A 13,354-nucleotide genomic window follows, 5' to 3' on the forward strand; every position below is an offset into this window, starting at 1 on the left:
TCTCGTGGAACCCGCAGCGGGAGATGCCGATGGCAGCAAGCCCTCTTGCTGCCGCAAGCGAGCCGTTCGGCACGGCAGTCCGGAGGCAGCGGCGCGTGCCTGGATACCTGCAGCGTGCGGCGGCCAGGCGCGGCGCGCACGGGTTGCCGGGAAAGCCGCACCGGGTTAACTGTCTGTTTGCTGCGGTGCCGCAAATTGAGCGCAATTGCTGCCCAATAACTCGGGCACCCCCACAAACCTATATCGACGTTGGCGCGACCAAGAAGCGCGTGTCCAATGCTGACAGGGATGGCTTATATGAATGTACGGTTGTTTGGCGTCACGCGCCGCTCCATCACCATTGCAGCCGCTTTTGTCGGCCTGGTGTCGCTGGCGCTGGGTGCCAACGCCGCGTTCAACAAGCGGCCCATCGCTGTCGCCGCCGCGACGCCGTCGAATGCCACCGTCGACGTCGCCGGCAAGGCCGGGCGCATCGCGCTGGTGATCGGCAACGGCCATTATCCCGACGCCAGTGCGCCGCTGACCCAGCCGATCAACGATGCGCGCGCGTTGACCAGCGCCCTGCGCCATGACGGCTTCGACGTCGATGTGGTGGAGGACGCCACCCGCGATGATCTCGCGCGCGCAGTGCAGCGCCTGAAGGCGAAGATCAAGCCGGACTCCATCGTGATGCTGTATTTCGGCGGCTACGGCGTGCAGGTCGGCCGCGAGAGCTACATGATCCCGGTCGATGCCGCGATCTGGAAAGAGGCCGACATCCGCCGCGACGGCGTCAGCATCGAGGCCGTGCTCGACGTCATGAAGGAGAAGGGCGCCCACGCCAAGCTGGTGGTCATCGACGCCTCTCGCCGCAATCCCTATGAGCGCCGCTTCCGCGGCTACTCGCGCGGCCTGGCGCCGATCAACGTGCCGGACAATGCGCTGATCCTGTCCTCGGCGACGCCCGGCAAGGTCGCCGACGACGTCGAGGGCGCCAACAGCCTGCTGGCCGGCGAGCTCCTGAAGAACCTCAAGGAAAAGGCCTCCGGCGCCGAGGCGCTGTTCACCCGGACCCGCGTCGCCGTCACCCGCGCCTCCGACGGCGAGCAGGTCCCGGCGGTGTCGTCGTCGCTGGTGGACGACATTCCGCTCGGCAGCGGCCTCGCCAGCACCGCCGAAAAGGCCGGCAGCTAGCTTCGGCGCCGCTGCTCCGGCCGGGCAATTCCACGAGCTTGCCCGTTGCTGACATCGTCCATGCCATCTTCGCCGTCACATCCGCTCGCTTGAGCTGGCGCGATCGCGCGGTCCCGCCCAGTTCATGATGGTCGCGGCGAGGGCCTGGACCGCGGGGCTGGGGCCGTCCGGGGCGATCACCGCGAACTGGATGTCCGGCAGTTTCGGCAGGCCCTGGCGCGGCGACAGGATCGTCAGGCCCGGCGGCATCAAACGGGTGGAATGCGGCAGCACGCCGATCCCGGCCCGCGCGGCCGCGCTCAGGCCGGAGACGTTGGCGCTGGTGAATGCCACGCGCCACAGCCGCCCCGACGCTTCCAGCGTCTGCAGGACGCCGACGCGCGTGATGCTGGGCGGCGGATACATGATCAGCGGCAGGGGACTGTCGGGGTCGAGGCGGAATTCGGGATGAGCCATCCATTCGATCGGCTCCGTCCAGACCATCTGGCCGCGGCTGTCGCCGTCACGCCGTTTGATCAGAGCGAGATCGAGCCGCCCCGCATCGAATTCGGCACGCAGATTTTCACTCAGTCCCGAATGCAGTTCGATGTCGAGTTCGGGATGCTGGCGCGCGAAGGCGGCGAGCACGTTCGGCAAGGCCGACAGCACGAAATCCTCGGAGGCGCCGAAGCGCAGCCGGCCGCGCAGCGGCGCTGCCGCCAGATGCTGATGCAGATGCGCGTAGCGGCCCAAGATCGACCGCGCATGGTCGAGCAGGGCCTCGCCATCCGGGGTCAGAGCGAGGCTGTGCGTGTCGCGGTCGACGAAGCGGCGCCCGGTCTGTTCCTCGAGACGGCGGATTTGCTGGCTGACCGTCGACTGGCGCAGGCCCAGCAGACGCGCGGCGCCGGTGAAGCTGCCGGCATCGGCGACCGCGACGAAGGTTTGCAGGAGATCGACGGGCAGATAGGTCATGGTCATCACCATACGTGATGACTAATATCGTGGTTATGAGGATTTCGCATGACAGGGCGCCGACCTAGATTTGCCTCGATCAAACGAGGTCCTTCCCAATGTCCAGCTTCCCGCTCCGCCGTATCCGCCTGCCCGTCGACCCGTTCCTGCTGCTGCTGATCGGCACCGTTGCTTTGGCCGCGCTGCTGCCCGCCCGCGGTGCCGCGACCGGCTATGTCGACCATGCGGTCACAGCGGCCGTGGCGCTGCTGTTCCTGCTGTACGGCGCCCGGCTGTCGCCCGCCGCGGTCAGGGAAGGCCTGCTGCACTGGCGCCTGCAATCGATGGTGTTCGCCAGCACCTATCTGCTGTTTCCGCTGGTCGGCCTCGTGGCCAGCCTGTTGCTGCGCCCCTATCTGCCGGGCGACCTGGCGATCGGCATCCTGTTCATGTGCCTGCTGCCCTCGACGGTGCAGTCGTCGATCGCCTTCACGGCGATCGCCCGCGGCAATGTGCCGGCGGCGCTGTGCAGCGCCTCGGTGTCCAACCTGCTCGGCGTGGTGCTGACCCCGCTCCTGGTCTCGCTGCTGCTGTCGTCCGCCGGCGGCGGAGTCTCCATGGTGGCCTTCGAAGAGATCGCCGCGCAGATCGTCGCGCCCTTCATCGTCGGTCAGCCGATCCGGCCGTGGGTCGGCGCCTGGCTGCTGCGCCATGCGCGCATCACCTCGGCGGTCGACCGCGGCTCCGTGCTGCTGATCGTCTACGCCGCCTTCAGCGCCGGCATGGTCGAGGGCATCTGGGGCCAGTTGTCGCCGGCCAGCCTGGCCTTGGTGCTGGCGATCGATCTCGCGGTGCTGACCATGGTCATCGTCACCACCACGCTGGCCAGCCGCTGGATGGGCTTTGCCACGGAAGACGAGATCGCCATCGTGTTCTGCGGCTCGAAGAAGAGCATGGCCAGCGGCATTCCCATGGCCGCCATCCTGTTCTCCGGCCACGCGCTGGGATTGATCGTGCTGCCGATCATGCTGTTTCACCAGGCGCAGCTGTTCGTCTGCGCCATCCTGGCCCGGCGCTACGCGAGGCGCACGACGGCGCACGACATCGAAGCGGGGACTGCCATGCTGTCGACGCCAACCGCATCCTGAGAGCGCGATCGCGCCGGCCGCGACCGCTCGGCCGACTTCAGCCGGCCGGCGGGGCCGCTTGCCCAGCGCGCGGCTGCTGGCGGTCCAGCACCAGGCCCAGCATCCGCACGACGACGTCGACCGCCACGTCCGGCAGCGGCGGGCGCTCATCGGGATCGAAGGCGAGGCCGATGACGGCAGTGCGGCCCTCGGCCGCCGGCACCGGCCAGAAGTCGAAGCGCGAGGCCAGATCCGGATAGACGCCGCCGCGCACCACGGTTCCGGTCGCCAGCGCCGAGCGCGCCGCCTCCAGTTCGGCCTCGCGCGGTTCGAGCTCGCCGACCTGCCGGAGCGCCACCACCCGGCCCTCCGCCATTAGCATCACCACCGCGGGAACCTGGAACAGCGCCGCCAGCGCCTGGGCGGTGACGGTCAGGACCCCATGGACATTGCCGGCCGCGACCACGTCGCGGCTGTAGCCGCTCAGCACATTGGCCTGCCGTCGCAGCAGCGCCGCCTCGCTGGCGCGCTGGCGCGAGGTGAAGGCCACGCCGCTGACGATGACGCCGACCACCAGCAGCAGCCCAATCGCCCAGATGTTCGCGGCGTCGTCGACGGCCAGCGAGTAGCGCGGCTCGGTCAGGAAGAAATTGAACGCCAGCGCGCCCAGCACCGCCGAACACAGCGACGGCCCGAGGCCGAGGCTGACGCCGGCGATGACCACCGGCACGACGAAGACCAGGGACAGGTTGGGGATCGACACCTTGCTGTCGGCCGCGATGGCGGCGAGCGTGGCGACGGCGGTCATGGCGATCGCCGCCAGATAGCCGATCAGCCCGGATGCGACCGGGCCAAGCAGCGGGGCGGCCTCCGGCGCGATGTCCTGCTGCAGGTTCGATTGGGTATCGGCCACGGCTTGCCTCCTGCCCGGCACCTGAGCGGCAACGCATTGGCTAAAGGAACCAGCCAAAGCAAGGTCGCGGCCCGGACCGACTGGTTAAGTATATCCCAACTTCATCGGTGCGCGAACCACATGAAGCGGAAATTCGCTTCTCCCGCCGGTCGCGTTCTCGCGCCTCGATGAGCCGGACCTTTGCGAAAATTCTCGGATCGAGATGAGGGAGACAGCGCGCCCGGCAGACGGGGGATGGTGGTTGGGATCCGATCCGCATTGCTGCGAAGCGCGGCGCCTATACCGCGCCACATCGCAGGCAATTGACGCAGCCTGTGGCTGCTATGGGTGGGCGATCGAAATTCGATCCGGAAAGAGATTGCTGGAAAATTGCGGGTGGCAATCCGCGACGAGACTTTGAGAGACTATTTTAGAAACTTTTGTGCCTTTCCAATCGCCGATCTCAGAGAAGGCAGGTTGGATAGTGGATCAGAGGAATTTTCGGCAGCTTTGGTTGCCGTTGTCGCGGAGCTGAAACGCGCCTCAAAAGACGCTCCTTCTTCAATCGAAAAACTTGTTACAGATTTGGGGCTGCTAGAGTCTGCAAGCCACTTCCCAGAAATTGTTAGATTGAGATCTCGGATTGAGCAAATAGACCTACTCGTCACTTTCGTTACGGAAATGGAGGACGCGACGCGGGCGGAAATCCGAGCGCAAACTACTTCAGTCATCAAAAGCATTAGCGACGATATCCAAAAAATGTGGGCCGTCCTTCATCCTCAAGAACCTATAGATAGCGTGCATCTCTACCAACCAGAGGCTGCGGACAAAGCTTTGGATTTGGCACTGCGTTTCTACGGCAGAAAGCAGTTAAGCCTGCGGCTGACGCTATCGGAAGGACATCGTAATAGCTTAGGCCTCTGTGTGTTCTTGGCTTTTGCCAAACGGGACGGAACTAATATTCCGCTTGTTCTAGACGATGTTGTGAGCAGCTTTGATCGTGAGCACCGGAGTTACGTGACCGACCTTTTGACCCAAGAGTTCTCTGACCGACAGGTTTTTATCTTCACACACGACTACGATTGGTATGTTGAACTACGGACTCGCCTGCCCGGTAAATTCTGGCGCTTCGGCATTTTGCTCCCATGGAAAGAACCTACGGTAGGAATTCGGTGGGCTAACAACGTCGGGGGCTTCGATCTTGCCCGGGAGCTACTAGCTAGCGATCCAGCGAGCGCTGCGGCTAAGGCCAGAGCCGTTATGGATACGCAGCTAGCGGCAACAGCTTAAGACGCAGAGCTCGGAAGCTTTCGCGCGAGAGGTTCCACCACCACAGCGCGCCTACGCCAATAGCCTCAGTGCACGAAAACTATCGTGGCGCCTTAATCATTCTTATATGATCGGCCGACCGTCCTGATAACCGAACTGCAGTCACACCTTCTTGATAGGCCTCTGCGACTCCGAGCGATCTACAAATAGCGTCATAGATCACGAAAATCGCCGCCTTTGATGCGGCGTGAGCGTGCGGCCCCACGCAAGGTTGGCAATTTCGTTCGGGACGGAGGAATGGTTGGTGCCGCAAACAGGACTCGAACCTGTGACCCCGTCATTACGAATGACGTGCTCTACCAACTGAGCTATTGCGGCGAACCAACGGTGCGTTCGGCGAGGGGCCGAAACACAGGCGCATCTGATATCGGGCGCGGGGTGATTTTGCAAGAAGCGGCAGCGCTGGAAGGGGCGGAATCGGGCGAGGGGCGGAATGCTGCGGAGCGGCCGAGGGGCGCTTTGCCGGGGTTTCGCGCCAAGGTGGTCCGATTTAGCACTCAGCGGGAGTGAGGCCGTCGGGCCGCCGAGAGTCCCCTCACCCGGAACCGGGCTGGCGCCCGGCTCCGACCTCTCCCCGCAAGCGGGGAGAGGTTAAGGAGCGGCGGGCTTCAGCCGCCCCAACGGGCCAGGAAGCCGCGCCAGCCGCCGGCCTGCTGGGCGCCGTTCAGCTCGGCGAATTCGTCATGCAGGGGATCGTCGTCGACGCCGGGGTCGTCGGGCGCGCGGACGATGGGAATCACCGCGGGAATGGGGCGGACGATGTCCGCGCGCGCCCGGAACAAGGGCGGCGGCGCGGCGGGGGCGGTTGAGGCCGGGGCGGGCGGCGCGGTGGGAACAGGGGCCGCAGCGGGGGCCGCGGGCGCAGCCGACGTGGCGGGCGCAACCGGCTCTGGCGGCTCGGCGGCCTCCGGCGGCGCGGGCTTAGGTGCAGGCTTGGGCGCGGGCTTGGGCGCGGGCTCGGCCGTGACAGCGGGTTCGGATTCGGCCGCAATCGGCGCCGGGACATTGTCCTGCGCCGCGGGCGGCAACGGCTCGGCCTCGGCCACCGGCCGGGCCGGCACGGGCGCCGGCGGTGCCAGCACGGTGGCGTGCAGGATCTCGGATTCGATGGTCGACATGCGGTCCGACGGCAACGAGGCCAGCGGCGTCTGCCACTGGAACGCGTCGAGTCTCCCGGTGACCGGCGACACCGGGCGCCAGCGGTCGGAGACGTAGCCGTCGGCGGTCCATACCGGATCGTGGGCGGCGCGCACCGCGCGCAGGGTCCAGGCGCGGGCACGGCCGCTGTCGCCGTGCTCCAGCCGCTCGATCTCGGCCATCAGCATGGCCACGCGCTGGGTCGGCGCCGCCACGAAGGGCTCCAGCGCCGCGCGGGCGCGGGCGAATTCGCTGGCGTCGACGGCGGCGCGGGCCAGCGCCAGCGCGCTTTCGATATGGCCGGGCGCCTTCTGCGCCAGAGTCTCGACCCGCACCAGCCGCTGGCGGGCGGAATCGCCGAGCTTGATATGGGCATAGGCGTCGGCGAGATCGGGATGCGGCTGCGCCAGCCAGGCGGTCTCGACCGTCTTCATGGCACGGCGGATCTGATGCGCCTCGCTCTCGAATTTCGCGGCCAGCACCGCCGCCGGGATCAGCGTCGGCGCCAGCTTGACGGCCTCCATCACGCTTTCGCGCGCCAGATCGCGGTCCAGCGTCTCCAGCGCCAGCGCGCGGGCCGTCAGCAGCACGCCGCGCTGGCGGCGAAACGCCGGCTTGTCGATCAGGCCGGAGGCGAGATTGTTGTCGAGGATCGCCAGCGCGCCGCTCCAGTCATTCTGCGCGCAACGGAAACCCAGCACGGCGTGGGAGGCCCAGGTCGAGCCCGGCGCCAGCTTCAGCGCCTCCTCGGCGATGGTCACCGCGGCCAGCGGATCGTCGGCGCGCTGCGCCTCGATGAACAAGCCGCGCAGCCCGAGCAGCCGTGTGTCGGCGCGCTCGGCCATGGCGTGGAAGGCGCGATGGGCGCCCTCGCGGTCGCCGTCGAGCTGCGCCGATTGCGCATGCAGCAGCAGCGCCAGCGGATCGTTGGCGGCAAAGCGCCTGGCGTGGCCGGCATGCAGCCGCGCGGCCTCGCTGTCGCCGTGGCCGATGGCCAGCAGGCCCTGCGTGATCGCATGACGGCCTTTGGCCAGCCGCTTCTCGCGCCGGCTCGTGCGCAGCCGCGCCGGCGTCCGCCACAGCCCGCGCAGGATCGCCCACGCCACCATGGCCGCGATAATCGTCAGCAGCAGCACCAGCAGGAACACCGGCAACGACGGCGCGGCGCGCCGGCTGCCCCATGTCAGCACCACATCGCCGCCCTGATCGGCCACCCAGGCCGCGCCCAGGGCCGCGAGCGCGATCAACACCAGAAACAGAATGATTCGGAGCATCGGATTCCTATGGCGCCGGCTTGTTGAGCGCCGCCATCGCGTCGGCTGCGAACTGGCGGGAAGCGGCGAGCGCGGCATCGCGCGCGTCGACCTTGTCGATCCAGGCCTGCACGGCGCCGCGATCGGCCGGCTGCAGCGCATTGAGCTCACGCCGCGCCGAAGCGACGTCGTTGCGCAAGGCCGCGGCGGTGGCGCGGGACACGATGGCGTTGCGGTCGTCGCCGGCCACCGCGTCGGTGCGTTCGATGCGCAGCAGCCGGACGGCGCCGGCCTGCAGCCGGTCGACGAATCCGGTGCCGGTGGTCGGCGCCGGCTCCGGCGTCGCGGTCAGCTTCGGCAGCACCGCGAGCAGCTCGCGGCTCAGCGCCGCGGCGGTCGGCAGGCCGGACGCGGCGAAGGCGTCGAGCGGCTTCAGTGCATTGGCGTCCTCCGCCAGCGGCTTGGCGGCGCCGAGCTGCGCCGCATAGGGCTCACTTTGGCGCAGCGTGCCGTCGAGCAGCGAGGCCGCGACGACGCGGCGCAACGGTCTGTCGTCGGCGGGTTTTGCGGCCTGCTGCGCAGCCTCGGCCCGCAGCGCCGTGGCGGCACGTTCGATCTTGCTGAGCCGGTCGTTGATCGGCGCAAGATTCACCGGCGGGGCAGCGGCCGGCGGCGCGGATTTGAGGTCGGCGACCGCGGCTGCGGCGCGTTCCGACTGGGCGCTGATGGCGGCGAGGTCGCTGCGCAGCGCGGTGACGGATTTTTCCAGCGCATCGAGGCGCGCGGCCAACGCGGGATCGGGCGCCGCGGCAGCGCCTGGCGACGCGGTCGGCGCCGGCCGCGACTCGACGCGGGCAATGCGGGCGCTGAGCGCGTCCAGCGCCATGCTGTTGGCCTGCGGGGCTTCCGGGGCACTCGGGGTCGCCTGCCAGCCGGCGAACCATGCAATGCCGACCACGACGGCTGCGGCAAGGGCGCCGGACCCGGCGGCGAGGGCGGCAGAGGATTTGGGCGCAGGGGGCGCGGCCGGCTCGGTGGCGGCGGCCTCCACTTCGGCGGGGGATTCAGTCTCAGCGGCGGCCGGGGGCTCGGACGTATGCTCCAGCTGGGGTTCGGCCTGCGTCTCAGCCGGGGCTTCGGGGGCACCGGCGTTGCTGGCGGCGGTTTCGCTGGTCACCTCGGTGGCCGCGAGGTCGATGGTCGGCGGCGGGCGCTTCGGCCTGCCCAGATCGGGCCGGCCCAGATCCGGCGCAGTGTGTTCGGGCCTGTCATCGACCATCGCCGGAGTTCCTTGTTACGGGCATCAAGACCTAGCAGATTCGTCCCTCTCCTTAGCGCGATAACGGGGCCAAGGCACGGTCGAGCGCAGCAAAAAGGGCGGCCTCGTCGGGCCGGTCAGCGACCAGCACCCGGGTTGCGCCGGCGTCGCGCACGATCGACGCCACCTGCTCCGACAGGCAGCATTGCGGGATCGCCAGCGCTGAGATCTCCACCCCGGCGGCGCGGGCGGCATCGACGAAGGCGCGGGCGCTGCGCCGGGAGTAATTTAATACCGCCTCCACCCCGCCGGAGGCGAAGGCCTCACCGACCTCGGCGGGAAACGCGGTCACCGGCACCATGCTATAGGTGGTCTGCACCGTCACATTGAAGCCGCGCGCGCCGAGCTCGCCGGCCAGGTCGCGCGCCAGATCGGCGCCGGCCAGATAGAGCAAGGTCTGCGACTTCCTGAGACGTTTGCTCCGCACGCTGTCGGCCACCAGATCGCGCAGCGCATTGGCATCGCCGTCGGCGGACGTCACGTCGTCGAAGCCGACCTCGCGCGCGGCCTCCGCCGTGCGCTCGCCCACCGCAAACAGCGGCAGCTTGCGCAGCGTTGCGAGCACCGGCTGATCGGCGATGGCGCGCAGGGCGTTGGCCGAGGTGACGATGACGGCGCCATAGCTGGCGCCGGCATCGTCGTTGAAGGGGATCTGTTCGAAGCGCAGCATCGGCGCCGGCAGCACTTTGAGCCCGCGCGCGCGCAAGGCTGCGGCGGTCGAGATCATTGTCCGGCTGCGGGCGGGTGACGAGAATGGCCATGGCGACAGCGCCTGTGCTTTGGGGGTCATCGCGGCCGCTGGCGATTGCATGGCGCGACCTCGGAATGCTACGCCGGGGAAGCAAAAGCCCGGCTGGGCCGCAAACGCAAGGACCGAGATTGACAACCGACCGACCGATGCTGGTGCTGGGGATCGAGACGACCTGCGACGAGACCGCCGCCGCCGTCATCGAACGGCACAGCGACGGCCGCGGCAGCATCCTGTCCAACATCGTGCATTCGCAGATCGCCGACCACGCGCCGTTCGGCGGCGTGGTGCCGGAAATCGCCGCGCGGGCCCATGTCGACCTGCTCGACGGCATTATCGGTCGCGCCATGTCCGAGGCCGGCATCGGCTTCGCCCAGCTCGACGCCGTGGCCGCCGCCGCCGGTCCCGGCCTGATCGGCGGCGTCATCGTCGGTCTGACCACCGCCAAGGCCATCGCCATGGTGCACGACACCCCGCTGATCGCGGTCAATCATCTCGAGGCCCACGCGCTGACGCCGCGGCTGACCGACAATATCGCCTTTCCCTATTGCCTGTTCCTGGCTTCCGGCGGCCACACCCAGATCGTCGCCGTGCTCGGCGTCGGCGATTATGTGCGGCTCGGCACCACCGTCGACGACGCCATGGGCGAGGCCTTCGACAAGGTCGCGAAAATGCTCGGCCTGCCCTATCCCGGCGGCCCGCAGGTCGAACAGGCCGCACGCGACGGCGATCCCGCCCGCTTCGCCTTCCCGCGCCCGATGCTGGGCCGGCCGGACGCCAATTTCTCGCTGTCGGGCCTGAAGACTGCGGTGCGCAACGAGGCCAGCCGGCTCGACCGGCTAGACCGGCAGGCCATCGCCGACCTCTGCGCCAGCTTCCAGGCCGCAGTGATGGACGCCACCGCCGACCGGCTGCGCGTCGGGCTGCGGATCTTTCACGAACGGTTCGGCACGCCCAACGCGCTGGTCGCCGCCGGCGGCGTCGCCGCCAACCAGGCGATCCGCGGCGCATTGCAGGACGTCGCGACCAAGGCCGGGACGCAGTTGATCATGCCGCCGCCGGCGTTGTGCACCGACAACGGCGCGATGATCGCCTGGGCCGGCGCCGAACGCCTCGCGCTCGGCCTGGTCGACGACATGGAAGCCGCCCCCGTGCGCGCTGGCTGCTCGACAGCAATGCCACCGCGCCGGCAGGTTTCTCCAAGACCCGCGCGGCATATTGACCGTGGCCGCCTTCAACAGCATCGCGGTGATCGGCGCCGGGGCCTGGGGCACCGCGCTGGCCAGCGTCGCCGCGCGGGCCGGGCGCGATGTGGTGCTGTATGCGCGCACGCCAGCCGCAGCGACGCTGATCGACGACAGCCGGGAAAATCCACGGCTGCCGGGCGTTCCGCTGGACGACGCCATCAAGGTCACCAGCGATCTCGCACTGGCCGGGCGTGCCGATATCATCCTGCTGGCAACCCCGGCGCAGAATCTGCGCGAGGCGCTGACCGCGCTGGCGCCGCATCTGCGCGACGCCGCGCCGGTGATCGCCACCGCCAAGGGCATCGAGCGCGGCACCCACCAGTTCATGACCGAGGTGATCGCCGCAGCCGCGCCGACGGCGATCCCGGCGATCTTGTCCGGACCGAGTTTCGCCGACGACGTGGCGCGCGGGTTGCCGACCGCGGTGACGCTGGCGACCTCGAATGAGGCGCTAGCCATTGCGCTTGTGCATGCGCTGGGCTCGGCGACGTTCCGGCCCTATCACTCCACCGACGTGCGCGGCGTCGAGATCGGCGGCGCGGCGAAGAACGTGCTGGCGATCGCCGCCGGCATCGTCGCCGGCAAGCGGCTCGGCGCCTCGGCGCTGGCGGCGCTGACCACGCGCGGCTTCAGCGAATTGTCGCGGCTCGGCCGCGCCTGCGGCGCGCGCGTTGAGACCATGGCCGGCCTGTCCGGCCTCGGCGACCTGATCCTCGGCTGCTCCAGCGCGCAGTCGCGTAATTTCTCGCTCGGCGCGGCGCTCGGCCGCGGCGAGCAACCGCCGCGCAACAAGCTCGCCGAGGGCGAATTCACCGCGCCGGTGCTGACCGAACTGGCGGCGTCGAAAGACGTCGACATGCCGGTCGCCCGTGCCGTCGCCGCCATTCTCGCGGGGCATGCCACCATCGACCAGGCCATCGAGGGCCTGCTGACACGACCGTTCAAGGCTGAGGGATAGATGAAACACTGGCTGATGAAATCCGAGCCCTCGACCTGGTCGTGGGACCAGCAGGTCGCCAAAGGCGCCAAGGGCGAGGCCTGGACCGGCGTGCGCAACCACAGCGCCAAACTGTTCATGATGCAGATGAAGAAGGGCGACCGCGCGTTCTTCTATCACTCCAACGAGGGCAAGGAGATCGTCGGCGTCGTCGAGATCATCAAAGAGCACTATCCCGACCCTACCGATGAATCCGGCAAGTTCGTCTGCGTCGACATCAAGGCCGACAAGCCGCTGAAGACGCCGGTGACGCTGGCCGCGGTCAAACTGGAGAAGCAGACTGTCGGAAATGGCCTTGATCAAACTGTCGCGGCTGTCGGTGCAGCCGGTGACACCAGAGGAATGGAAGATCGTCTGCAAGATGGGCGGGTTCTGAGCGTGCGCCCGCACGCACGCGTCGTTTCACGGTGAGCGCCGGCGACGCCACCAACCTTCCGGCGGTCGGCGATCCGGCCGTCTTCGTCCTCGCCAATACCTTGCTGCTGCCGGTGCCGATGGTGCCGGAGATAAAGCTGCACGTCGCAGCCGAAGCCGTGCCGCTGTGGAGCAAGACCGAGGACGAGCTCAGCGAAATCGGACTACCCCCGCCTTTCTGGGCCTTCGCCTGGGCCGGCGGCCAGGCGCTGGCACGTTATGTCATCGATCATCCGGCCAGCGTCGCCGGCCGGACCGTGATCGACCTTGCATCCGGGTCGGGGCTGGTCGCCATCGCCGCCATGAAGGCCGGCGCCGCGCGCGTGATCGCCTACGACATCGACAGCTTTTCCCGCACGGCCATCGTGCTCAACGCCCGTGCCAACAAGGTGATGGTCGATGTCAGCGGCGACGATCTCCTGGCGGCAGCCGAAGCGCCTCTCGCTGAGACGATTCTCGCCGGCGACATTTTTTACGAGCGCGACACTGCCGAGCGCGCGTTTGCCTTTCTCGCCGCCAAGGCCGCCGAGGGTGCGCTGGTGCTGATCGGCGACCCCGGCCGCAGCTATCTGCCCAGGGACAAATTGCGCAAGATCGCGGAATACCAGGTGCCGGTGACGCGCGACCTGGAAGATGCCGATATCAAGAACACCGCGGTGTGGACGCTCCTGTCTGCTTGCGATGCCGCAACATAAGGCTGTCATCACCCGGCTTTACCGGGCGATCCAGGAAGCGCCGGCGTCCCAACATACTGGGTCACCCGGTCAAGCCGGGTGACGACAACTG

The 13,354-nt window shown here is 68.2% G+C and carries 9 protein-coding genes, 1 tRNA gene and 3 pseudogenes; 7 read left to right on the top strand and 6 right to left on the bottom strand.

Annotated elements, in window-relative coordinates; genetic code table 11:
- Window positions 1-297: 297 nt before the first annotated feature.
- Window positions 298-1,173, top strand: a complete 876-nt coding sequence (locus tag ACUXVA_RS05950; protein WP_265081111.1) for a caspase family protein — start codon at window positions 298-300, stop codon at window positions 1,171-1,173.
- A gap of 75 nt (window positions 1,174-1,248) precedes the next feature.
- On the opposite strand, the gene ACUXVA_RS05955 is transcribed toward ACUXVA_RS05950, so the two are convergent.
- Entirely contained in the window at window positions 1,249-2,127 is an 879-nt protein-coding gene (locus ACUXVA_RS05955) for a LysR substrate-binding domain-containing protein (protein ID WP_265081110.1), read from the bottom strand.
- 98 nt (window positions 2,128-2,225) lie between these two features.
- On the opposite strand from ACUXVA_RS05955, the gene ACUXVA_RS05960 reads away from it, so the two are divergent.
- A complete protein-coding gene (locus ACUXVA_RS05960; RefSeq protein ID WP_445491254.1) occupies window positions 2,226-3,254 on the top strand; it encodes a bile acid:sodium symporter family protein in 1,029 nt (342 codons plus the stop codon).
- 37 nt (window positions 3,255-3,291) lie between these two features.
- On the opposite strand, the gene ACUXVA_RS05965 is transcribed toward ACUXVA_RS05960, so the two are convergent.
- The gene (locus ACUXVA_RS05965; protein ID WP_265081108.1) at window positions 3,292-4,146 is read right to left on the bottom strand and encodes a DUF4118 domain-containing protein; all 855 of its coding nucleotides are present in this window, start codon (window positions 4,144-4,146) and stop codon (window positions 3,292-3,294) included.
- 375 nt (window positions 4,147-4,521) lie between these two features.
- Here ACUXVA_RS05965 and ACUXVA_RS05970 point away from each other — a divergent pair, with 375 nt between their 5' ends.
- Window positions 4,522-5,415, top strand: coding sequence for a hypothetical protein (locus ACUXVA_RS05970; protein WP_445491257.1), 894 nt, complete (start codon window positions 4,522-4,524; stop codon window positions 5,413-5,415).
- Between the two features lie 281 nt (window positions 5,416-5,696).
- Here ACUXVA_RS05970 and ACUXVA_RS05975 read toward each other — a convergent pair.
- The 4 genes and pseudogenes from ACUXVA_RS05975 to ACUXVA_RS05990 form a co-directional block, all read right to left on the bottom strand.
- Window positions 5,697-5,772, bottom strand: a tRNA-Thr gene (locus tag ACUXVA_RS05975).
- A gap of 290 nt (window positions 5,773-6,062) precedes the next feature.
- Window positions 6,063-7,865 (bottom strand): heme biosynthesis protein HemY, encoded by a 1,803-nt coding sequence (locus ACUXVA_RS05980; RefSeq protein ID WP_445491259.1) that lies wholly within the window; start codon window positions 7,863-7,865, stop codon window positions 6,063-6,065.
- Window positions 7,866-7,872: 7 nt separating this feature from the next.
- On the bottom strand, window positions 7,873-9,123 hold the full coding sequence (locus ACUXVA_RS05985; protein WP_265081106.1) for a COG4223 family protein: 1,251 nt from the start codon (window positions 9,121-9,123) through the stop codon (window positions 7,873-7,875).
- Between the two features lie 52 nt (window positions 9,124-9,175).
- A pseudogene (locus ACUXVA_RS05990) lies at window positions 9,176-9,923 on the bottom strand (uroporphyrinogen-III synthase).
- 136 nt (window positions 9,924-10,059) lie between these two features.
- Here ACUXVA_RS05990 and tsaD point away from each other — a divergent pair.
- From tsaD to ACUXVA_RS06010, 4 genes and pseudogenes are all read left to right on the top strand, one after another.
- Window positions 10,060-11,132 (top strand): annotated as a pseudogene (gene tsaD, locus ACUXVA_RS05995) (tRNA (adenosine(37)-N6)-threonylcarbamoyltransferase complex transferase subunit TsaD).
- Window positions 11,133-11,134: 2 nt separating this feature from the next.
- Window positions 11,135-12,115 (top strand): NAD(P)H-dependent glycerol-3-phosphate dehydrogenase, encoded by a 981-nt coding sequence (locus ACUXVA_RS06000; protein ID WP_445491261.1) that lies wholly within the window; start codon window positions 11,135-11,137, stop codon window positions 12,113-12,115.
- A pseudogene (locus tag ACUXVA_RS06005) lies at window positions 12,116-12,530 on the top strand (EVE domain-containing protein).
- A 31-nt stretch (window positions 12,531-12,561) separates the two neighbouring features.
- Complete coding sequence (locus ACUXVA_RS06010; protein ID WP_265081103.1) at window positions 12,562-13,263, top strand: class I SAM-dependent methyltransferase; 702 nt, start codon at window positions 12,562-12,564, stop codon at window positions 13,261-13,263.
- The last annotated feature ends 91 nt before the right edge of the window (window positions 13,264-13,354 follow it).

This window comes from Rhodopseudomonas sp. RCAM05734, from assembly GCF_052658035.1.